This is a genomic window from Stenotrophomonas sp. TWI819, from assembly GCF_039673075.1.
In the GTDB taxonomy this organism is placed as follows: domain Bacteria; phylum Pseudomonadota; class Gammaproteobacteria; order Xanthomonadales; family Xanthomonadaceae; genus Stenotrophomonas; species Stenotrophomonas rhizophila_B.
In genome coordinates, this window is the sequence record NZ_JBDJKY010000016.1 from 22252 (window position 1) to 43468 (window position 21217).

Below are 21217 nucleotides of genomic sequence, written 5' to 3' on the forward strand. Positions count from 1 at the left end.
ACCGCGCCACCCCATGGATACCGCGCTGACGCTGACTACCGACATGAAGCTCGTCCTCGGGCTGGTCGGCTTCACGATGGCGATGTTCCTGTTCGAGCGCATCCGCGCCGACGTGGTGGCATTGGTGGTGCTGGTGGTGCTCGGCGTCACCGGCCTGATCGCCCCGGAAGAAATCTTCGGTGGCTTCTCCGGTAACGCGGTGATGAGCATCATCGCCACCACCATCCTCGGCGCGGGCCTGGACCGCACCGGGGCGCTGAACCGGTTGGCGGCCTGGCTGCTGCGGCGCGGGCATGGCGTGGAAACACGCCTGCTGATGATGACCACCGCGATCGCCGGCTTGAACTCTTCGTTCATGCAGAACCCCTCGGTGATGGCGTTGTACCTGCCGGTCGCCTCGCGGCTGGCCGCGCGCACCGGGCTGACGCTGCAGCGCCTGCTGCTGCCGATCGCCGCGGCCATCGTGATGGGCGGTGCGCTGACCATGGTCGGCAACTCGCCACTGATCCTGCTCAACGATCTGCTGGCCTCGGCCAACAACAACCTGCCCTCGGGCCTGGCCACCATCGAGCCGCTGCGCATGTTCGCGCCGCTGCCGATCGGTGTAGCCCTGCTGATCGCCTCGCTGCTGTACTTCCGCTACTTCGGTGATCGCAAGCTGGTGGAGGAAGAGACGCTGGCCAACGACGGCGTCACCCCGTCGCGCACCGAAAGCTACTTCGCCAAGACCTACGGCATCGAAGGCGATGTATTCGAGCTGGTGGTCACCGCCGAGAGCCCGCTGGTCGGCATGACCCTGGGCGAGGCCGAGAACGTGCACGATGCGCCGCTGCTGCTGGCGCTCAAGACCGGCAACGACACCCGCCTGGCGCCGCCGGCGGAAATGCGCATCTGGGTCGGCAGCGTGCTGGGTGTGATGGGCGCGCGCCAGCAGGTCAGCGATTTCGCACAGAACCAGTTCCTGCGGATGTCCTCGCGGTTGAAGCACCTGGGTGATCTGTTCAACCCCAGCCGCGCCGGCATTTCCGAAGCGGTGGTGCCGCCCACCTCCGACGTGATCGGCAAGAGCGCTTCGGATCTGCGCCTGCGCAAGCAGCGCGGCATCAGCCTGCTGGCGATCAACCGCGACAAGCAGGTGATCCGCGAAGACGTGCGCAACGTGGCCCTGCGCGCGGGTGACATGCTGGTCTTCCACAGCATCTGGACCGACCTGGCGCAGGCGGCCAAGAGCCGCGACTTCGTCGTGGTGACCGATTACCCCAAGGGTGAGCAGCGCCCGCACAAGTTCAAGATCGCGATGAGTATCTTCGGCCTCACCATCCTGATCGCGCTGACCTCCAAGCTACCGGTGGCGCTGACCCTGATGACCGGCGTGGCCGGGATGCTGCTGACCGGCGTGCTGCGCATGGACGAGGCCTACGCCTCGATCAACTGGAAAACCGTGTTCATGATGGCCGGGCTGATTCCGCTCGGCTGGGCAATGGACAGCAGCGGCGCGGCGGCGTGGATCGCCGGGCACACCATCGACCGCCTGCCGACCGGCATCCCGGTGTGGGTGCTGGAAATCGCGCTGGCGTTGTTGACCACGATGTTCTCGCTGGTGATCAGCCACGTGGGCGCAACCATCGTGATGGTGCCCATCGCGGTGAACCTGGCGCTGGCCGCAGGGGGCAGCCCGACCGCGTTCGCGCTGATCGTGGCGCTGTCGGCCTCGAACAATCTGATGACCGCCTCGAACCCGGTGATTTCGATGATCACCGGCCCGGCCAACTACACCCCGCGCGAGCTGTGGCGGGTCGGCGCCCCGCTGTCGTTGATCTATACGGCGGTCGTGGTGCTGATGATCAACCTGATGTTCTAGGGCGTGCCGGCCAGCGGCCGGCTCGCCCGATGCGGCCAGTAGTGCCGGCCGCTGACGGCATCGGAGGCGTAGCGACCAACGGTCGCTACCTACCGATGGCCCCCGGCCCACCGGTCGTTGTCACGCCAGCCAGACCTGGCCGTCGCGCACCTGGACGGGCACCGCGCGCAGGCGATCACCGCGGCACGGCCCGGCTACGCAGTCGCCGTTGTCCAGCGAGAACGAGGCGCCATGCGCTGCGCAGACCAGATGGCCTTCCTTGCTTTTCAGGAACTGACCCGGCGCCCAATCCAACCGGCGGCCCGCGTGTGGGCAGATGTTCAGCCACGCGCGCACCTGGTCGCCCGCGCGGTACAACACCAACGATTCACTGTCGCCATCGATGCTGGCATCGGTTTCAGCGAAACCCCCGTCGGCCATGGCGTCCAAGGCGATGAGGGCGGTGGCGGTGGTCTCTGGAACGGACATGGCATCTACAACAGGCAGTGGAGGCACAGTGTCTCACGCGCTCATGTCACTGGCTCCCGGATGAATACAAGTCATTGATTTGCAATGCGCGCGGGGTACGTTTAACGCTTTTTTCACTCAGTCACAAAGGCCAGCACGGATACTCGTCCACTGCTGACCTCAGCCAAAAAGAGTGCCATGTACAGCCGCATCTTCCAGTTCAACCAGTTCCGTGCCCTGTTCGCGCCGCGCAAGCCGCGCCACCCCTTGGTGCGCGTCGCGGTCGGTCTGTTGGGCCTGGCGATCCTGGCCGCGCTGGTGTTCGTGGGTGTGTTCGTGGGCGCGGCGATGATCATCGCCGGTCTGGCATGGAAGCTGCTCGCCCAGCGCAAGAGTGCGCGCACCGTTCCGTCGCAGGTCGTGGACGGCGAGTACCGGGTGGTCCGCAAGCAGGCCTTGCCGATGTCGCGTTGATCGACGCGCATTCCTCCTGATGACGGCCGCGCCCTGCGCGGCCGTTTCTGTTTCTGGCGGCGGGAAAACGCTCTAGACTGCGGCGAAACCTCTCCACAGGACGCGCGCATGACCGATGTAATTCCCACGCCCGAGCAGCCCCGTATTCCGGTCGCTGGCGGCGGTACCTTCCCGGTGCGTCGTATCTACTGTGTCGGCCGCAACTTCGCTGATCACGCGCGCGAAATGGGTGCGGCCGTGCCGTCTGCCGACGATCGCGGCCGCCCGATGTTCTTCAGCAAGCCGGCCGATGCGATCGTGGTCGGCCATGACGATGTGATCCCCTACCCGCTCGCCACCCAGGACCTGCACCACGAGGTGGAACTGGTGGTGGCGATCGGCAAGGACGCGCCTGCCGGCGAGTTGCCGGTCGACCAGGCCGAGGCGCTGGTGTTCGGCTACGGCGTCGGCCTGGACCTGACCCGGCGCGATCTGCAGGCGCAGGCCAAAGCCAAGGGCCACCCGTGGGATCCGGCGAAGGGGTTCGATCAGTCCGCCCCGGTGAGCGAGCTGGTGCCGGCCGGCGAAGTGGGCGATCTGGCCGCGCTCAACCTGTCGCTGGAGATCAATGGCGAAGTGCGCCAGCAGTCGCTGCTGGACCAGATGATCTGGAACGTGCCGGAGATCCTGCATGAGCTGTCCAAGCTGTGGGCGCTGCGCGCAGGCGATCTGGTGTTCATGGGCACGCCCTCGGGCGTGGCCGCGTTGAAGCCGGGCGACCGTTTCAGCGCGCGCCTGGAAAACGTGGCCGAGCGCCACGGCATCATCGCTGGATGACATCCACTGCGTTACGCTGCGGCGTCTTTTTCCCCACTGCGACAGGAGAGCCCGATGGGTGTACTGACTGAGTTCAAAGAATTCGCGATGCGCGGCAACGTCATCGATCTGGCCGTCGGTGTGGTCATCGGCGCGGCGTTCGGCAAGATCGTCACCGCACTGGTGGACAAGATCATCATGCCGCCGCTGGGCTGGATGATCGGCCGGGTGGACTTCTCCGAGCTGGCCTGGACCCTGGCCCCGGCCCGGATTGCCGCCGATGGCAAAGAGATTCCGGCGGTGGTGATCGGCTACGGTGACTTCCTCAACACCGTGGTGCAGTTCGTGATCGTGGCCTTTGCGATCTTCATGGTCGTGAAGTTCATCAACCGCCTGGCCCGCAAGAAGCAGGCCGAGCCGGCCGCCCCGGCCGCGCCGAGCGAAGAAGTGCTGCTGCTGCGCGAGATCCGCGACAACCTCAAGCACTGAGGCGGCACTACCCATCGAAAGCCCCGCTCCGGCGGGGTTTTCGCTTTTGGAAAACAGCATTCGCCGGAGCATGACCTACCGCCCATGTGCGTCCGGGAGAGGCTGGTAAGCTCGGACGCTTCCGCCCCGTTTCCCGGAGTTCGTCCATGCGTCGCCGCGTCCTTGCCATCGCATCTTCCCTCGCCCTGCTGGCCGCACCCGCGTTCGCGGCGACCGGCATCACCACGCTGCCGCCCAAGTCGCTGGCCACCGCTGCCGAGCTGCGCGAGCAGGCGCTCAAGGACGACACCGGCTGGAAGGTGGTCGAGTCGCTCACCACCGAGATCGGCCCGCGCCTCGCCGGCAGTGAAGCCGACGCACGCGCCGTGGCCTGGGCGGTCGCCAAGTTCACGTCGCTCGGCTTCGACAAGGTCTGGACCGAACCGGTCACCTTCCCCAAGTGGGAGCGCCGCAGTGAGCACGCTGAAGTGATCGGCAAGCATGCCCAGCCGCTGACGATCACCGCCCTTGGCGGCAGCCCGGGCGGCACGGTGGAGGCCGAAGTCGTGCGCTTCGCCGATCTGGCCGCGCTGCAGGCCGCGCCGGAGGGTTCGCTGAAGGGCAAGATCGCCTTCGTCGATTACCAGATGACCGCCTACCGCGATGGCCGCGACTACGGCAACGGCGGCGCCGTGCGCAGCAAGGGCCCGTCCGAGGCGATCCGCAAGGGCGCGATCGGCTTCGTGATGCGGTCGGCCGGTACCGATTCGCACCGCGTGCCGCACACCGGCATCACCCGCTTCGATGACGGCCTGACCCCGGTGCCGGCCGCCGCGCTGTCGGTGCCCGATGCCAACCAGCTGGCGCGCCTGGTCGCGCTCGGCAGCACCACGCTCAAACTCAGCCTGGATTGCGGCTGGGACGGCAAGGCGACCTCGTACAACGTGATCGGCGAGATCACCGGGCGCAGCCTGCCCAAGGAAGTGGTGGTGATCGGCGGTCACCTCGATTCCTGGGACCTGGGCACCGGCGCGGTGGATGACGGCGCCGGCGTGGGCATCACCATGGCGGCCGGCCATCTGATCGGCCAGCTCAAGCAGGCGCCCAAGCGCACCATCCGCGTGATCGCCTTCGCCAACGAGGAGCAGGGCCTGTACGGCGGCAAGGCGTATGCCGAAGCGCACGCCAAGGATGTGGTACTGCACCAGCTGGCGGCCGAGAGCGATTTCGGTGCGGGCCGCATCTACGCCTTCAACACCGGCTCGCCGAACCCGGCCAACTCGCGCGAGGCCACCCGCCAGATCGCCGAGGTGCTCAAGCCGCTCGGCATCGAGTACGCCGCCGACAAGGGTGGCCCGGGGCCGGACATCGGTCCGCTGGCCGCCAAGGGCGGCGCGTGGGCGTGGCTGGCGCAGGATGGCAGCGACTACTTCCATCTGCACCACACCGCCGACGACACGCTCGACAAGATCGACCCGGCCGCACTGGCGCAGAACGTCGCGGCGTATACCGTGTTCGCGTATCTGGCGGCCGAAGCCGAGGGCAGCTTCGGCAGCGAAGCCAAGCCGACCACCCCGCCGAGCGAATGATCCCGACACGCAAGTGATAGGTACCGACCGCTGGTCGGTACAAAAAAAGCCCGGTCGCACAGCGACCGGGCTACCGGGACACATCACACCCCACGCGGTGAGCGCCGCTAGACCCTCGCGGTCCGGACAAGCGGATCGCCGCGCTGCGGGGGTGTCTCTCCTCACCCACGCAGCACAGCGCCCGCCCGGCACTGTGCGCAGTTTTCACTGCATGCACTATGCGATTAATCCGAAAGCGATGTAGTCACGACGAGTTCGGTGAAACCGATCACACCGTGGGTAGCGCGAATGATGACGCGCGTCCCCGAAACATGCCGGCCATGGTCAAACGCGACTGCGCCCGAACCACTGCGCCAACAGTACCGCCGTTGCCGAGGCAACGTTGAGGCTTTCCACCGCACCGGTACCGGGAATCGATACCTGGTGGTCGCAGTCCTGCGCCAATTCGCGGTCCATGCCTTCGCCTTCGGCGCCCATCACATAGACCAGGCGCGACGGCAGCGCGCTGGCAAACAGATCTTCGCCACCGTCCACCAGCGTTGCGGCCAGGCTCAGCCCGGCTGCACGCAGCTGGGCCATGGCTTCAGGCAGTTCCGGCAGGCGCACCAGCGGCACCGATTCAGCGCCGCCCTCGGCCACGCGCGCGGCCGCACCGGACAACGCCAGCGTGGAACCCGGCGGCAGCAGCAGCCCGGCCACGCCGAAGTGCGCCGCCGAGCGCAGGATCGCGCCGAAGTTGTGCGGGTTGCCCACGCCATCCAGCCACAGCGCCAGCACCGGCTTGTCGGCCGGCAGCGTGGCGAGCCACTCCTCCAGCTCCAGCATCGGCGCCCGCAGCACATCGGCCACCAGGCCTTCGTGGTGCGTGGTCGCGGCGAGCTTGTTCAGATCCCCCTCTTCCACCACGCGGTAACCGACGCGATTGGCCACGCACCACTTCAGCACCGGCTGCATGCGCGGAATCAGCGCCTCGGTCAGGTACAGCTTGCGCAGCGCCTGCGGGCGATGCTCGAACAGGGCCTGCACGGCATTCCAGCCGTACAGGCGCAGCTCGTCGTTGCCACGGCCGGGCGGCGGCGGGGTGCCACCTTCGCGGGGGGGCAGCGGCGTGGCGCGCGGCGGCCGTGCGGACGGACGGCGCGCATTCTTCCAGGGATCATTCACTACGGGACAGCTCCAGCTTGCGTTGACGCCAGAAATCGGCGTTCTTGATGCCCAGGGCATCGGGGTCGAAGGTCGGATCCAGGCCGAGCTTCTTTTGACGCTCATAGTCGCGCAGCGCCAGCATCGCCGGCTTCTGCACGATCAGGATCGCGATGATGTTCAACCACGCCATCAGGCCCACGCCGATGTCGCCCAGCGCCCACGCCAGCCCGGCGTTGTGGAAGGCACCGAAGATCACCATGCCGATGATGCCCAGGCGCAGCAGCAGGACGGTCAGCGGGCGCTTGGCGTTGTTGTTGATGTAGGTGAGGTTGGTTTCGGCCATGTAGTAATAGGCCATGATCGTGGTGAAGGCGAAGAAGAAGATCGCGATCGCCACGAACGCGGCACCGAAGCCCGGGATGACGGTTTCCACCGCCGCCTGGGCGTAGCCCGCGCCTTCCGCAATACCGGCCAGGCCGGCGAACACGGGCGCGGCACCGGGCACCGGCGAGTACACGTTGTAGGTGCCCGCGGCCAGGATCAGGAAGGCGGTGGCGGTGCACACCATCATGGTGTCGAAGTAGATCGCGAAGGCCTGCACGTACCCCTGCTTGGCCGGGTGCGAGACCTCCGAGGCGGCCGCCGCGTGCGGGCCGGTACCCTGGCCGGCCTCGTTGGCGTAGATGCCGCGCTTGACGCCCCACTCCACCGCCAGGCCCATCATCGCGCCGAATGCTGCGTGGGCACCGAACGCACTGCTGAAGATGATGTTGAACATCTCCGGCACGCGCTCATAGTTGAGGATCATGATGACGATGGCCATCAGGATGAAGCCGGCGGCCATGAACGGCACCACCACCTCGGCAAAACTGGCGATGCGCTTGACGCCGCCGAAAATCACCACGCCCAGCAGCAACGCGACCACGACGCCGATGCCCAGCTTGAGCGCCTGCACCGATTCCATGCCCATGACCTGGCCGTCCAGCGGCCCGCACAGGGCACCGCCACGGCAGGCGTTGATGATGCTGTCGGCGATGGCGTTGGCCTGCACGCCCGGCATCAGGAAGCCGGCCGCGACGATGGTCGCCATGGCGAACGCCAGCGCGTACCACTTCAGGCCCATCGCTTTTTCGATGTAGTACGCCGGGCCACCGCGGTAGCGGCCTTCGGCATCCTTGGTCTTGTAGATCTGCGCCAGGGTGCACTCCACGTACGACGTGGACGCACCGAGGAAGCCCATCACCCACATCCAGAAGATCGCACCGGGGCCGCCAAAGGCGATCGCGGTGGCGACACCGGCGATGTTGCCGATGCCCATGCGGCCGGCCATGGACATGGCCAGGGCCTGGAACGAGGACACGCCGGCATCGGATTTTTCACCCTGCACGGTCAGGCGGCACATCTCCACGAACCCGCGGATCTGCATGAAACGGGTGCGGGCGCTGAAATACAGGCCCGCGGCAAGACACAGGAAAATCAGAGCCTTGCTCCAGATGATCCCAGTGATGAAATGGACTACTTCTTCCACGCGCTCTCTCCAGTCGGCGGAAACAAAAGGAACGTCCCCGTCGGCTGGGACCCGGTCGATTCTCCACGATCCGGGCCGCACTGCGTAGTGGCAATTTCAATGAATGGGCGGCATTGCCGCCCATTCGGGTCAGGCATGGCCACCGACCGAGGGAGTTTCCGCTTCCTGGCGGGCGAGTTCGCGGGCCACGGCTTCCGGCGAGCGGGTGTACGGGGCCAGCAGCGAGTAGAACGCCGGCACCACGAACAACGACAGGAAGGTGGACACGGTCACGCCGAAGATCACCACCACACCGATCGTGCCGCGGCTGGCCGAGCCGGGGCCTCCGGCCACCACCAGCGGGATCGCACCGACCACGGTGGCGATGGAGGTCATCAGGATCGGGCGCAGGCGCACCATCGCCGATTCGACGATGGCCTGGTGCACGTTGCGGCCTTCATCGCGCAGCTGATTGGCAAATTCCACGATCAGGATGCCGTTCTTGGCCGCCAGGCCCACCAGCATCACGATGCCGATCTGACTGAACAGGTTGATCGTGCCGCCGCTGACATACAGCCCCAGCAACGCGCCGAGCACGCCCAGCGGCACGGTCAGCATGATCACCAGCGGATGGATGAAGCTCTCGAACTGCGCGGCCAACACCAGGAACACCACCAGCAGCGCCATCGCGAAGGTCAGCAGCACGGCACTGCCGGCGTTCTGGTACTCGCGCGATTCGCCCTTCCAGCTGATCTGTGCGTGCTGCGGCAGCTCTTCGCTGGCCACCTGCTGGGCCCAGGCGATCGCCTCGCCCAGCGGGTAGCCCGGGGCCAGGCCGGCGCTGATGGTGATCGAGCGCAGCCGGTTGAAGCGGTTGAGGCTGCCGGCTTCGGCCACTTCGCTGAGCGTGACCAGGTTGGACAGCGGGACCAGTTCGCCGCCGCTGGCACGCACGCGGATCGCCGCCAGATCGGACGGCGACGCGCGGCCTTCGCGCCCGGCCTGGACCAGCACGTCGTACTCCTCGCCGTTGTCGACGAAGGTGGTGACGCGGCGCGAGCCCATCATGGTTTCCAGCGCGCTGCCGATCGCGGTGACCGACACGCCCAGATCGGCCGCGCGCTGGCGGTCGATGTTCACGCGCATCTGCGGGCGGGTTTCCTTGTAGTCCGAGTCCGTGCCGACCAGGCCGGGGTTGTCGGCCATGCGCAGCAGCATGCGGTCGCGCCACTGCGCGATTTCCGCGTACTCCGGGCCACCCAGCACGATCTGGAACGGCTGGCCCTGGCTGCGCACCAGGCCACCACCGACCTGGGTGCGCACGCGCACGCCACGCAGATCATTGAGGTGGGTCTGCAACTCGGCCGCCACATCCGGGGTGGAGACATCGCGTTGGCGCCAGGGCTGCAGGAACACGCTGATGCGGCCGGTATGCATTTCCTCGCTGGAGCCCCAGCCGCCGGGCACACGCGGGTTGGCGCGCACGATCGGCTCATCTTCGCCGACGAAACCGGAGACGATCTTTTCGACCTGCTGGACCTGGCCGACGGTGTAATCGAAGCCGGCCCCTTCCGGGCCATCGATCATGATCTGGAACGAGCCACGGTCTTCGGCCGGGGCCAGTTCGGACGGCAGCACCTTGAGCAGCAGCGCGCTGGCCAGCAGCGACAGGATCATCACCACGATGTAAACCCAGGTGCGGGTCACATGCGCTTCCAGGAAGCGCCCATAGGCGGCCGACAGGCGATCCAGATTGCGGTTGATCACCCCGTGCAGGCCCTTCGGTGCCTGGCCGGTATGCGGCTTGAGCAGCTTGGAGGCCATCATCGGGGTCAGCGTGAGCGACACGAACGCCGACAGCGCCACGGCCGCGGCCAGCGCGACGGCCAGCTCGCGGAACAGGCGACCGGTGTTGCCTTCCAGGAAGCCGACCGGCAGGAACACCGCGACCAGCACCGCGGTGGTCGCGATCACCGCAAACGCCACCTGGGTAGTGCCGCGTTTGGAGGCGACCAGCGGCGGCTCGCCCAGATCGATGCGGCGCTGCACGTTCTCCACCACCACGATGGCGTCATCCACCACCAACCCGATACACAGCACCAGCGCGAGCAGGGTCAGCAGGTTGATCGAGAAACCGAAGGCGTACAGCGCGATGAAGGCGGCGATCAGACAGACCGGCACCGTCACCGCGGGAATCAATGCGGCACGGAAACTGCCGAGGAACAGCCAGATCACCGCCAGCACCAGCAGCATCGCCTCGACCAGCGTGGCGTACACGCGATCTACCGCGGCCTCGATGAAGGTGGTGTTGTCGAAGGCCACGAAGATGCGGGTGCCTTCCGGCAGCGTGCTGCTGATCCGGTCGGCTTCGGCGCGTGCTTCGCGGGCGACGTCCAGCGCGTTGGCGGTGGAGGTCTTGACGATGCCCAGGCCGATGTTCGGTTCGCCGTTGCTGCGGTAGTACGCCCGGCGCTCGGACGAGGCCAGTTCGATCTTGGCCACATCGCCCATGCGCACCACGTACCCGTCGGCGCCCTTGCCCAGCGGAATGCCGGCGAAGTCTTCGGGTTTGACGTAGTTGCGCTCCACGCGCAGGGTGAAATCGCGGTCGGCCGATTCGATGCGGCCGGCCGGCAGCTCCACGTTCTCGTTGCGCAGCGCACTTTCCACATCGCCCACGGTCAGCCCGCGCGCAGCGAGCTGGTCGCGGTCCAGCCAGATCCGCATCGCATAGCGCTGACGGCCACCGATACGCACCTGGGCCACGCCATCCAGGCTGGAGAAGCGGTCGACGATGTAGCGGTCGGCGTAGTCGCTCAGCTCCAGCGTATCCATCGAGGTCGAGCTCATGTTGAGCCAGATGATGGGGTCAGCGTCGCTCTCGACCTTGGCGATTTCCGGTGGTCGCGCCTCTTCGGGCATGCGGTCGGCAACACGGCTGACCGCATCGCGCACGTCGTTGGCGGCCGCTTCGATATCGCGGTTGGAGGTGAACTCGATGCTGACCTGCGAGCGCCCGTTGGAGCTGCGCGCGTTGATGGTATCGATACCTTCGATGCCGGCCAGGGCATCTTCCAGCACCTGGGTGATGCGGCTCTCGATGACCGCCGCCGACGCGCCGGTGTAATCGACCGAGACCGACACGATCGGCGGATCGATCGCAGGCAGTTCGCGCAGGGTCAAGCGCGTGAACGACATGAAGCCCAGCACGACCAGCAGCAGGCTCATCACCACGGCGAAGACCGGCCGCTGGATGGAAATGTCGGAGAGTTTCATCCGGCGGTGTCCGGCTGGGTGGCAGGTGCCGGTGCAGGGGTCGCGGGCGCGGCCTCATCGGCCTGCACTTTCAGGCCCGGGCGCAGCTTGCCGGTGCCGTCCACCACGATGCGGTCGCCCACGGCGAGGCCTTCGCGGATTTCCACCACACCACTGCGGCGCCCACCGGCGATGATGTCGGCGCGTTCCACGGTCTGGTCCTGCTTGACCCGGAACACGTAGGAATCGCGACCGACCTGGACCACCGCGATCTCCGGGATCACCAGTGCCTGGCGCTCGGGACGGAACATGCGCACATCCAGCAGCATGCCCGGGCGCAGCGCGTGGTCGGCATTGATGAAGTCCGCGCGCACGGTAACCGCGCGCGTGCCGGGATCGACACGGGTATCGATGGTGGCGACCTCGCCTTCGAAACTGCGGCCGGGGTAGGCCACGCTGGTGGCAGTGACCTTGTCGCCGTTGCTCAGCGAGGCCAACTCGGCCTCGGGCACCTGGAAGTCCACGTGCATGCGCTCGATGTCGTCCAGCGTGGTGATCGCGGTGCTCGGCGTGACCAGCGAGCCGGCGCTGACCTGACGGATGCCGAGCACGCCGGCGAACGGTGCGCGCACCCGACGGTCGCCGATGTCCGACTGCATTTCGCGCACCCGCGCCTCGGCGGCATCGCGGATGGCGCGCTGCGTATCCAGGGTGGAGCTGGCCACCAGCTGCTGGGCCGCCAGTTCGCGCTGCCGCTTGTACAGCTGATCGGCTTCCTGGAAGGTCGCCTGGGCCTGCAGCAGGGCCGCTTCCTGGGCCTGGCCGCGCAGGGTCACCAGCGGCGTACCGGCGCTGACCTGCTGGCCACTCTCGAAGTGGACCGTCTCGATGATTTCGCTGACCTTGGCGGTGACCGTCACCGACTCGCGCGCCTTGGCCGTGCCCAGCGCCTGCAGGGTGTCGCTCCATGCCGAGGTCTGCACCACCTGGGTGGTGACCGGTACGGCGTCTGCCTGCCGGCGAGCGGCCTCGTCTTTACTGCCACACCCAGCCAATGCGACCAAGGCGATGCCAGCGGCGAAGCGCGCTGCGATGCGTCCCAACATGTAATGCGATCCCGGTTGTTTCTCGACCGCCGAGTGTATAGAGGGCCCGGGTGAAGACATATGTGCCAAGCGTTTACCGGCGTCTTCACATCTGCCGGTGGCGGGCGAAAGCCCTTTCGTGCTGGGGGGCAGCGGACGTGTATCGCCATGTATCGGCGCATGTCGAAATGCGCGCCGCGGTGCTGCCCTGTCGTGGCTGGCGCAGCAGGCGCCGGGCGAGGCGTGCCCCCGCCCGGCAGCCGGCCTCAGTACCGGTAGTTCACTTTCAGCCACGCGGTGCGGCCGGGCTCATTGATCCGTACCGGATCGGCCGGGAAGCCGAAGTCGGCGCTGCCGGCCAGGTTCAGATGCTCGTTGTAGGCGCGGTCGAACAGGTTGTCGACGCCTGCACTGACCAGGAGCGCCTCGTTGACCCGATAGCTGGTGTTCAAGGCCAAGGTGGCGAAGCCGGCGCTGGGGCCGAGATCGCGGGCGACCACGTTGCCCTGCCCGGCCGCCACCCGGCCCTGGCGGGAGACCGCACGTGCCAGCGCGCCCACGGTCCAGCGCTCGCCTTCCCAGGCGGTGCTGAGCCGGGCTTCCAGCGGCGGCATCTGCGGCAGCGCGCGGCCGTCACTGCGGTTTTCGCCCCAGGCATAGGCCAGCGTGCCGCCGAGTTTCCACTGTTGTGCCAGCTGCCACTCCGCGCCCGCCTCGGCGCCGGCGATGCGTGCATCCACGTTGGTTGCCTGGCTGGTACTGCCCATCATGCCGCCGTCGCGGTAGGTGAACAGGATGTAGTCCTGAATACGCCCGGCATACGCCGAAACCCAGGCATTGAGGCGATCGGTGCGGTACTGCAGGCCCAGATCGAGCTGGGTGGTTTTTTCCGGCTGCACGCCGGTAAACGCGTTGACCGCCCCAGCCGGGCCGAGAGTCGGCGAGAACAGTTCCCAGTAGTCGGGCATGCGCTCGCTGTGCCCGACACCGGCGTACCAGGTCAGGGCGGGGGCGATGTCGCGCTCGAGCCGGACGAAGCCGCTGCCCAGGGTCTCGCGCCGGGTCTGCCCGGCGGTGGGATTCGGCATGGCCATCATGCCGGCGGTCGCGCGCTCGTCCTTCACCTCGGCACGGTCGATGCGCAGGCCACCCACCCAGCGCTGCGCTGTGCCCTCGCCCAGGGTGATCTCGGTGAATGCCCCGAGGTTCTCGAAGCGCGCATCGGTGCGCCACGGCTGCTGCCGGTACGTGTTGCGCCCCATCGCATTGCGGCTGCGGTGACGGCTGTCCTGCGCGTCCACGCCAGCCACGATGGCGATGTCCTGCCAGCGCCATTCCGAGGCGATGCGGCCCCCGGTGGTGCGGCGATCGACATTGGAGCCCATCGGCATCGGCATGCTGCTGGCCGGGTTCGGCGTGCGCAGCGTGTAGTTGTCCATCACGTGGTCGGCGTCGTTGTAGTACAGGTTCGCCTGCAGCCTGTCCCATGCGCCGGGCAGGTTGTCCTTCTCGAAGCGCGCAGCGTAGCTGGTGCGCTTGAACGAGGCACCGTCCATGCCGCGTCCGGCATAGCGCGCGATCGCATCGCCGGTGCCGGCCGACAGCTCCAGCACGGTATCGGCATCGGGTGTCCAGCCGACCGCGACATCGCTGTTCCACTTGCGCCACCTGGACGGCACCACGTCGCCGTTGCCGTCCTTGTAGTCGTCCGATTCTGAGCGGTTGCCGTTGACGCGCACGTAGCCCGGCGAGGCGCCGGCGGTGAGATCCAGCACCTGGTCATTGCGGTTTCGCGAGCCGACCAGCGCGCTGGCGTTGATATCCACGCCGGGCTGATCGAACTGCGGGGTATCGCGCTCGAAGCGCACCGTGCCGGCCGAAGCGCCGGCGCCCCAACGCACGCTCTGCGGCCCCTTGATGATGGTCAGCCGATCGAAGGTCTCCGGGGCGATGTAGGACAGCGGGTTGTCCATGCGCGAGGGGCACGCACCGATCAGATTGCCTTCGTTGCTGACGATGTTCAGGCGCGAACCGAACATGCCGCGCAGCACCGGATCGCCGTTGGTGCCGCCGTTGCGGATCGCCGAGAAGCCGGGAACCGTCTTCAGATAGTCAGCGCCATCGCTGGCCGGCACCGGCTGCCGCGGCAGGCGCGGATCGGTGACCCAGTGCAGCGGCGAGGAGGGCGCGGTGGCGGTGACCACCAGCGTATCGAGCGTACGGGCGTCGTCGTTGGCGGCATGCAGCGGTAGCGCGACCAGGGCCAGCGACAGGGAAACAGACAGGCGCGTCAGTGCGCCCGCGCTGCGGGAAGAAACAGTCATGGTGGAACTCCAGAAAAGCACGCAGGCACGCGCCGCCATCACGGCGACACGGGCAGAAAGGGCGGTGGTCTCAGGAGAGCGCGGGGGGGCCGCGCGCGGCGTGGGCCGGCCAGCGCAGGCTGCGTGGCGTGCCCACCGCGCGCAGGACGCGTGGTGCGATGACCGGCAGCGCCGGCAGCAGCAGGATCAGCACCGCCAGCCACGGCATCAGCCGCGAGGCCATCATGCAGTACTCGCAGGCATCGCCGTGCCCGGCATGCTCGCTCATCGGTGGCGACGATGCGGGGGTGTCGTGGGCGCTGGGCAGGGCGTGCATCGGCATGGGCTGCATCGCCATGTCATGGCGCGCCATGTCGTGCTGCTGCATGTCGTGGTGGTGCACGTCGCGCTGCGCGATGTCGTGCGGCATGTCGTGCCCGGCGTGGGCATCGGGCGGCACGGGCATCGCGTGGGTCATGCCGGTCGGCATCAGCGTCACCGGCGCCTCGGCATGCGCCTGTTGCCAGCGGCTGACCAGCGGCGCCAGCGCCATCAGCAACGTCGCCACGAAGGCAAGCTGCAGAAAGACGGCATACGGGCGACGACGGACGTTCACCCCGTCATGGTAGCGCCCGAGCGTTGGCCGGCCGACCCGAAGCCCTGCGACCAACCGTCGCAGCGGCCCTTTCGAAGCGCCCACCGACCCCCTCAACCGCTCTGGAGAAAAGCCCCCTTCTGTTGAAGGGGGCGCGCCAACGGCGCGGGGTAGAGGGGGAATGCGCGGGCAGCCATCACCGTCGCTAGACGGTGATGGTCTGCGTCAGCGATTCCCACGTCGGCGGCAGCGGCCAGTTGGCTTCCTGGTTGCCGTCGATCACCCGGCGCAGGTCGCGGGTATCGATCTGCGGGGCGAGCACGTGCACCAGCTCCAGCGCGTAATCGCGCAGCACGCGGTCACGCGGCAGCACCGCCCAGGCGATGCACTCGTCGATCGGCGTCGGGGCCGGCCAGGACCGAAGGTCTTCATCGCTGGCGTTGACCGCCATTTCCGCCAGCAAGCCCACGCCGAGACCGGTGCGCACATACGTCTTGATCAGGTCCGCATCGAGGGCGGTCAAGGCGATGTCCGGGGTCAGCCCGGCGCTGGCGAAGGCGCGCTGCAGCGAGGAGCTGCCGCGGGTGGAGGATTCGTAGCTGATCAGCGGGTGGCTGGCGAGCGCCTGCAGGTCCGGCGCGGCGCCCGGGCGGTCCAGCGCGTGCCCGCGCGGCACCAGCACCAGCCGACGCCAGCGGTACAGCGGAATGGCCAGGCCGGCAGTGGGTTCACCGCCGGCGGTGCTGATGATGGCGATGTCCGCGTCGCCCTGGCTGAGCAGGTCCAGCGCGTCGCTTTCGGCAGCCTGCTGCAGATGCACGCTGACCTGCGGGTAGGCCTGCTTGATCCGCGCCACCGCCGGCGGCAGCACGAAGCGCGCCTGGGTATGGGTGGTGGTGAGCACCAGCTGGCCCTGGCTTTCACGGCGCTGGTTGGCGGCATACGTGCGGATGTTGTTGGCCTCGCCAAGCACGGCGCGGGCGCGGCCGATCACTTCCACGCCAGCCGGGGTCACCGCTTCCAGGCTGCGGCCCTTGCGCACGAACAGGAGAAAGCCGAGTTCATCCTCCAGCTGCTTGAGCTGCTTGGACAGGCCGGGCTGGGTGGCGTGCACACGGGACGCCGCCAGCGTGATGTTCAGCTCGGCGTCGGCGATGGCGACCAGGTAGCGAAGTTGGGTCAGCGTCATGGGCGGGCGATACGGCGCATGGAGAGGGGGCCATCCGACTGTAGGGCAAATGCCGTCACCAGCTTATAACCAAACGTTGTTTAAGAAGGTAATCAGGTCATTTCGCGCGGTCATATGCCAGCGGTACGGTCTGACCGACCCCGGCCCGGCCGCGCGCGGGCGCCTTGCGCCGCCACCGGCCCGACCCTTTCCCCCTGCCGCACGGCCCCCGGGCGGCAACGACTTCTCCGGAGCATCCCCATGGCCCTGTACGACTCCATCCTGGACACCATCGGCAACACCCCGGTGGTGCGCCTGCACCGTCTCGCCCCCGAGCACGTCACCCTGTATGCCAAGGTCGAGTCGTTCAACCCCGGCGGCTCGGTCAAGGACCGACTGGCGCTGGCGATCATTCTCGACGCCGAGGCCAAGGGCCTGCTCAAGCCCGGCGATACCATCGTGGAAGCGACCTCGGGCAACACCGGCGTGGCGCTGGCGATGGTGGCCGCCGCGCGCGGCTACAAGTTCGTGGCCACGATGGTGGAGACCTTCTCGATCGAGCGCCGCAAGCTCATGCGCGCCTATGGCGCCAAGGTGATCCTGACCCCGGCCGCCGAGCGCGGCTCGGGCATGGTGCGCCGGGCGAAGGAACTGGCCGAGGAACATGGCTGGTTCCTGGCCAGCCAGTTCGCGAACCCGGCCAATCCTGCGTATCACCGCAACACCACCGCACCGGAAATCCTGCGCGACTTCGCCGGCAAGCGGCTGGACTACTTCGTCACGGGCTGGGGCACCGGCGGAACCCTGACCGGCGTCGGCGAGGTGCTCAAGGTGGCCCGCCCGGAGACGCGCATCGTTGCCACCGAGCCGGAAGGCGCCGCCCTGCTCAAAGGCGATGAGTGGAAGCCGCACAAGATCCAGGGCTGGACCCCGGACTTCGTGCCGGAGGTGCTCAACCGCGGTGTCTACGATGAACTGCTGACCATCGACGACGCCCGCGCGATCGAGACCTCGCGCCGGCTGGCGGCCGAGGAAGGCATCTTCGTCGGCATCTCGGCCGGTGCCACGGTCGCCAGCGCGCTGGACATCGCCGCCAAGGCCGCACCCGGCGCGGTGATCCTGGCGATGCTGCCCGACACCGGCGAGCGCTACTTCTCCACCCCGCTGTTTGCCGATATCAACGAAGGCTCCGACGACGACTGGCTGGCCGGTCTGCCCTGATCTGCCCGTTGGTCCGTAGGAACGAAGCGCCCGCCCACATCGGCGGGCGTTTTGCATGGGGCGCTTCATCTGCGGTGAAGCGATCCGGCGGCATCGTGTGAAGGTCAGCCAGCGCTCGGGCGGGTCGCACTGCCTGAGACGACGATGACGCAGCCTAGATGTCCTGCCGGGTAACGTGCAGGTCAGGCACGTCATTCCGTTGTATGGACCCGGTAACAGTCAGTAAGGAGCGGTACGCATGAAGATCGAAGTGTGGCAGGGCGACATCACGACCCTGGCGGTGGATGCGATCGTCAATGCGGCCAACGAATCCCTGCTCGGCGGTGGTGGCGTGGACGGCGCGATCCATCGTGCGGCCGGCCCTCAGCTGCTGGAGGCCTGTCGCGCCCTGCCGGAGATCCGCCCGGGCATGCGCTGCCCGACCGGCGAAGTGCGCGAGACGCCAGCGTTCGAGCTGCCGGCGAAGCATGTGTTCCACACCGTCGGCCCGGTCTGGCAGGACGGTCTGCGCGACGAGCCGGCGCTGCTGGCCAACTGCTACTGGAAATCGCTGCAACTGGCCGAAAAACTGGATCTGGAATCGATCGCCTTCCCGGCGATCAGCTGCGGCGTGTTCGGCTATCCGCTGCACCAGGCCGCGCACATCGCCGCCACCGAGACCCTGACGTGGCAGCGCTCGCATCGCCAGCCGCGCCGGATCATCCTGGTGGCGTACAACGCGGCGACGTACAAGGCCTACCAGTCGGCGCTGGCCGCGCTGGGGCAGCCGGTCGAGCCGTCAACCTCGGCGATCTTCGCACCGCTGCCGTTGGGGTTGCCGCCGGCGGCAGCGCACTGACGCGTCAACCGACGCCGTAGACCCACTGCGCGAAAGACGGCTGCAATGATCGGCCGGCCGCGGTTTCCATCGCACGCTGGAAATCGGCGGTCACCACCGACCGCCCATCATTGGCCTGCGTGTACGCACGGATGCCGCGCCAGAACGCGGCCTCGCCCATTTCGCCGCGCAGCAGGTGCAGTACGTACGCGCCCTTCTGGTACACCACCGCGCGGTCATCGCCGGTCGGCGCGCTCCAGTCCGCGTACACCAGCGCATGATCCGCGCCCTTGGCACGCAGCGCGTCCAGCCGCGTGCGCCAGATGGTGACCTGCGCCTGGTAGGCCGCCTCTCCCTGCGCCTGCTGGAGGTAGGCGGCGGTCATGAAGTTGGCCATGCCTTCGTTGAGCCAGAAATGTTCCCAGCCGGCGCAGGTCACCCGGTTGCCCCACCACTGATGCGCGGCCTCGTGCGCCATCAACGCGGTTTGGGCGGGGTCTTCCAGCAGTTGCTGGCCGTAGCGCTCGGACATCAGCGACAGCCCGGCCATTTCCTGCCCGATCGTGTGGGCCACCAGCGCCTGCTGATAGTCGCCGCGATACGGCAGTCCCGCGCGTTCGGCGAAGAAATCCAACATCTCGCCCGTAGCGGTGAACACGCGCTGCAGCTGCCCGGGCGAGCGCTCCCTGGACAGGAACCGCAAGCCGGTCGCGCCATGTTGCTGTGTGGCTTCGTGATAACGGCCTGCGGTGAAGCCGTAGACATACCCCGGCATCGGCGTCTCCAGCTGCCAGCGATGTTCGATGCGCCCATCGGGAAGCGTGCGCAGCGGCAGCGCGCGACCGGTCCCGGCGGCCAACAGGCCCGCCGGCAGGGTCACGGACAGGGCCAGCGTGGCGCGCTCGTCGGGGGCATCCACCGAGGGCATCCACTGACTGGTCGAAAAGATCGTGTAGACCTCGTCGCGCTCGGGCGCGAATTCCAGGCCATACGGCGGTTCGCCGTGATAGCGGATCGTCACGCTGGCGGTATCGCCCCGCGCAAGTGGTTCGGCCAGCGTGATCTGCACCTTCGCCTCGTCCTGCGCGAAGGCCAGCGCGCGATCACCCTGCATCACCGCCGTCACGGTGAGCGCGCCGCTGTCCAGGGTCACTGCGCGCAGCGCCTGCTCAGCGTTGAAACGCAGCGTCAGCTGGCCGGTGACGCGCTTGTGGGCGATGTCGGGCACCAGTGCGACATCGTAATGCAGCACATCGAAGCCACGCGGCGTTGATGCGTGCGCCGCTGCGCTTGCCAGCAGCCATGGCACCACACACAGCGAGACACCGAGACGAACGACCATGAGATCCATCCACACGAAGGTGGATCGCATCGTGCCAGAGCACGCGCACGTTTGCGCACCGCCCTATCGCGCAAACAAAAACGCCGGCACAAGGCCGGCGTTTTCGTTGACGGTGGTCAGGCGTGAATCAGCCGTTCCACTTGCCCAGGGCGGCCTGGCCGTTTTCCTTGGCGCGATCAAACACGGTCTGCTGTGCCTTGGCGACGTTGGCCTTGGTGTCCTTGGCCCACAGCTTCAGCGCGGCCTGCTGCATGGCACGGCCGTAGGAGAAGCTCAGCGGCCACGGCAGGTTGCCCATCTGGTTCATGGCGTTCAGATGCGCGGTGGACTGCTCATCGCTCTGGCCACCGGACAGGAACACCACGCCCGGCAGGATCGCCGGCACGGTGCTCTTGAGGCACATCACGGTCGACTCGGCCACTTCCTCGACGTCGGCCTGCTCTTCGCAGCCCTTGCCGGAGATGACCATCGAGGCCTTCAGGATGGTGCCTTCCAGCAGCACGTTCTGCTGGTACAGCGCGTCGAACAGCGAACGCAGGGTGGCTTCGGTGACTTCGTAGCAGGTCTCGATGTCGTGGTCGCCGTCCATGATCACTTCCGGCTCGACCATCGGCACCAGGCCGCATTCCTGGCACAGCGCCGCATAACGGGCCAGCGCGTGGGCGTTGGACTCGATGCAGGTGCCCGACGGGATGCTTTCACCGATGTTGATGACCGCACGCCACTTGGCGAAGCGCGCACCCAGCTTGTAGTACTCCTGCAGGCGCTCGCGCAGGCCATCCAGGCCTTCGGTGACCAGCTCGCCCGGGCAGCCGGCCAGGGCATGGGCGCCCTTGTCGACCTTGATGCCCGGAATGATGCCCTGGGCGGCCATGTACTTGGCGAACGGGACGCCGTCCTTGGTGGACTGACGGATGGTCTCGTCGTACAGGATCGCGCCGGAGATGTGCTCGTTCAGCTTGGGCGTGGTGAGCAGCAGTTCGCGGTAGGCGCGACGGTTCTCCTCGGTGTTCTCCAGGCCGACGCTGGCGAAGCGCTTGCCGATGGTGCCGGTGGATTCGTCGATCGCGATGATGCCCTTGCCCGGGGCGACCATGGCCTGTGCGGTTTCAGCCAGCTGTTCGATGCTCATGTACTTCCTGTG

17 protein-coding genes are annotated in these 21217 nt (G+C 67.5%); 7 read left to right on the top strand and 10 right to left on the bottom strand.

Annotation, left to right across the window (positions count from 1 at the left end; all coding sequences use genetic code 11):
• Positions 1–13: 13 nt before the first annotated feature.
• Positions 14–1861, top strand: a complete 1848-nt coding sequence (locus tag ABE463_RS16955; protein ID WP_346468958.1) for an SLC13 family permease — start codon at positions 14–16, stop codon at positions 1859–1861.
• Between the two features lie 120 nt (positions 1862–1981).
• Here ABE463_RS16955 and ABE463_RS16960 read toward each other — a convergent pair whose 3' ends face one another.
• The gene (locus ABE463_RS16960; RefSeq protein ID WP_346468959.1) at positions 1982–2329 is read right to left on the bottom strand and encodes a Rieske (2Fe-2S) protein; all 348 of its coding nucleotides are present in this window, start codon (positions 2327–2329) and stop codon (positions 1982–1984) included.
• A 177-nt stretch (positions 2330–2506) separates the two neighbouring features.
• On the opposite strand from ABE463_RS16960, the gene ABE463_RS16965 reads away from it, so the two are divergent.
• From ABE463_RS16965 to ABE463_RS16980, 4 genes are all read left to right on the top strand, one after another.
• On the top strand, positions 2507–2782 hold the full coding sequence (locus ABE463_RS16965; protein WP_121039319.1) for a hypothetical protein: 276 nt from the start codon (positions 2507–2509) through the stop codon (positions 2780–2782).
• A gap of 108 nt (positions 2783–2890) precedes the next feature.
• Positions 2891–3598, top strand: coding sequence for a fumarylacetoacetate hydrolase family protein (locus tag ABE463_RS16970; protein ID WP_121039322.1), 708 nt, complete (start codon positions 2891–2893; stop codon positions 3596–3598).
• A 54-nt stretch (positions 3599–3652) separates the two neighbouring features.
• Complete coding sequence (mscL, locus tag ABE463_RS16975) at positions 3653–4066, top strand: large-conductance mechanosensitive channel protein MscL (RefSeq protein WP_121039325.1); 414 nt, start codon at positions 3653–3655, stop codon at positions 4064–4066.
• A gap of 146 nt (positions 4067–4212) precedes the next feature.
• The gene (locus ABE463_RS16980) at positions 4213–5634 is read left to right on the top strand and encodes a M20/M25/M40 family metallo-hydrolase (protein WP_346468960.1); all 1422 of its coding nucleotides are present in this window, start codon (positions 4213–4215) and stop codon (positions 5632–5634) included.
• Positions 5635–5958: 324 nt separating this feature from the next.
• Here the strand turns inward: ABE463_RS16980 and ABE463_RS16985 are convergent, their stop codons facing one another.
• The 7 genes from ABE463_RS16985 to ABE463_RS17015 form a co-directional block, all read right to left on the bottom strand.
• On the bottom strand, positions 5959–6738 hold the full coding sequence (locus ABE463_RS16985; protein ID WP_346468981.1) for a TrmH family RNA methyltransferase: 780 nt from the start codon (positions 6736–6738) through the stop codon (positions 5959–5961).
• 52 nt (positions 6739–6790) lie between these two features.
• Positions 6791–8308 carry an alanine/glycine:cation symporter family protein gene (locus ABE463_RS16990; RefSeq protein ID WP_123730342.1) on the bottom strand — a complete coding sequence of 506 codons (1518 nt, stop codon included), beginning with the start codon at positions 8306–8308 and terminating at the stop codon, positions 6791–6793.
• A gap of 129 nt (positions 8309–8437) precedes the next feature.
• A complete protein-coding gene (locus ABE463_RS16995) occupies positions 8438–11563 on the bottom strand; it encodes an efflux RND transporter permease subunit (RefSeq protein WP_346468961.1) in 3126 nt (1041 codons plus the stop codon).
• A complete protein-coding gene (locus ABE463_RS17000) occupies positions 11560–12648 on the bottom strand; it encodes an efflux RND transporter periplasmic adaptor subunit (RefSeq protein ID WP_259259330.1) in 1089 nt (362 codons plus the stop codon). The genes ABE463_RS16995 and ABE463_RS17000 overlap by 4 nt, the downstream gene beginning before the upstream one ends.
• A gap of 245 nt (positions 12649–12893) precedes the next feature.
• Positions 12894–14951, bottom strand: a complete 2058-nt coding sequence (locus ABE463_RS17005) for a TonB-dependent copper receptor (RefSeq protein WP_346468962.1) — start codon at positions 14949–14951, stop codon at positions 12894–12896.
• 70 nt (positions 14952–15021) lie between these two features.
• Positions 15022–15546, bottom strand: coding sequence for a hypothetical protein (locus ABE463_RS17010; RefSeq protein WP_346463999.1), 525 nt, complete (start codon positions 15544–15546; stop codon positions 15022–15024).
• Between the two features lie 184 nt (positions 15547–15730).
• Positions 15731–16714 (bottom strand): LysR family transcriptional regulator, encoded by a 984-nt coding sequence (locus ABE463_RS17015; RefSeq protein ID WP_313219690.1) that lies wholly within the window; start codon positions 16712–16714, stop codon positions 15731–15733.
• Positions 16715–16954: 240 nt separating this feature from the next.
• Between ABE463_RS17015 and cysK the strand changes: the two genes are divergently transcribed.
• Positions 16955–17914, top strand: coding sequence for a cysteine synthase A (gene cysK / locus ABE463_RS17020; RefSeq protein ID WP_121039348.1), 960 nt, complete (start codon positions 16955–16957; stop codon positions 17912–17914).
• Between the two features lie 238 nt (positions 17915–18152).
• Positions 18153–18752: an O-acetyl-ADP-ribose deacetylase gene (locus ABE463_RS17025; RefSeq protein WP_346468963.1), complete on the top strand. Its 600-nt coding sequence runs from the start codon at positions 18153–18155 to the stop codon at positions 18750–18752.
• A gap of 4 nt (positions 18753–18756) precedes the next feature.
• On the opposite strand, the gene ABE463_RS17030 is transcribed toward ABE463_RS17025, so the two are convergent.
• Positions 18757–20073: a M1 family metallopeptidase gene (locus ABE463_RS17030; protein ID WP_346468964.1), complete on the bottom strand. Its 1317-nt coding sequence runs from the start codon at positions 20071–20073 to the stop codon at positions 18757–18759.
• Positions 20074–20200: 127 nt separating this feature from the next.
• Positions 20201–21205, bottom strand: coding sequence for a class I fructose-bisphosphate aldolase (locus tag ABE463_RS17035; RefSeq protein ID WP_088432708.1), 1005 nt, complete (start codon positions 21203–21205; stop codon positions 20201–20203).
• Between the last annotated feature and the right edge of the window lie 12 nt (positions 21206–21217).

Coding starts and splice junctions, on each gene's coding strand:
- ABE463_RS16955 (WP_346468958.1), top strand. CDS start 14: ATGGATACCGCGCTGACGCTGACTACCGACATGAAGCTCGTCCTCGGG.
- ABE463_RS16960 (WP_346468959.1), bottom strand. CDS start 2,329: ATGTCCGTTCCAGAGACCACCGCCACCGCCCTCATCGCCTTGGACGCC.
- ABE463_RS16965 (WP_121039319.1), top strand. CDS start 2,507: ATGTACAGCCGCATCTTCCAGTTCAACCAGTTCCGTGCCCTGTTCGCG.
- ABE463_RS16970 (WP_121039322.1), top strand. CDS start 2,891: ATGACCGATGTAATTCCCACGCCCGAGCAGCCCCGTATTCCGGTCGCT.
- mscL (WP_121039325.1), top strand. CDS start 3,653: ATGGGTGTACTGACTGAGTTCAAAGAATTCGCGATGCGCGGCAACGTC.
- ABE463_RS16980 (WP_346468960.1), top strand. CDS start 4,213: ATGCGTCGCCGCGTCCTTGCCATCGCATCTTCCCTCGCCCTGCTGGCC.
- ABE463_RS16995 (WP_346468961.1), bottom strand. CDS start 11,563: ATGAAACTCTCCGACATTTCCATCCAGCGGCCGGTCTTCGCCGTGGTG.
- ABE463_RS17000 (WP_259259330.1), bottom strand. CDS start 12,648: ATGTTGGGACGCATCGCAGCGCGCTTCGCCGCTGGCATCGCCTTGGTC.
- ABE463_RS17005 (WP_346468962.1), bottom strand. CDS start 14,951: ATGACTGTTTCTTCCCGCAGCGCGGGCGCACTGACGCGCCTGTCTGTT.
- ABE463_RS17015 (WP_313219690.1), bottom strand. CDS start 16,714: ATGACGCTGACCCAACTTCGCTACCTGGTCGCCATCGCCGACGCCGAG.
- cysK (WP_121039348.1), top strand. CDS start 16,955: ATGGCCCTGTACGACTCCATCCTGGACACCATCGGCAACACCCCGGTG.
- ABE463_RS17025 (WP_346468963.1), top strand. CDS start 18,153: ATGAAGATCGAAGTGTGGCAGGGCGACATCACGACCCTGGCGGTGGAT.
- ABE463_RS17030 (WP_346468964.1), bottom strand. CDS start 20,073: ATGGTCGTTCGTCTCGGTGTCTCGCTGTGTGTGGTGCCATGGCTGCTG.
- ABE463_RS17035 (WP_088432708.1), bottom strand. CDS start 21,205: ATGAGCATCGAACAGCTGGCTGAAACCGCACAGGCCATGGTCGCCCCG.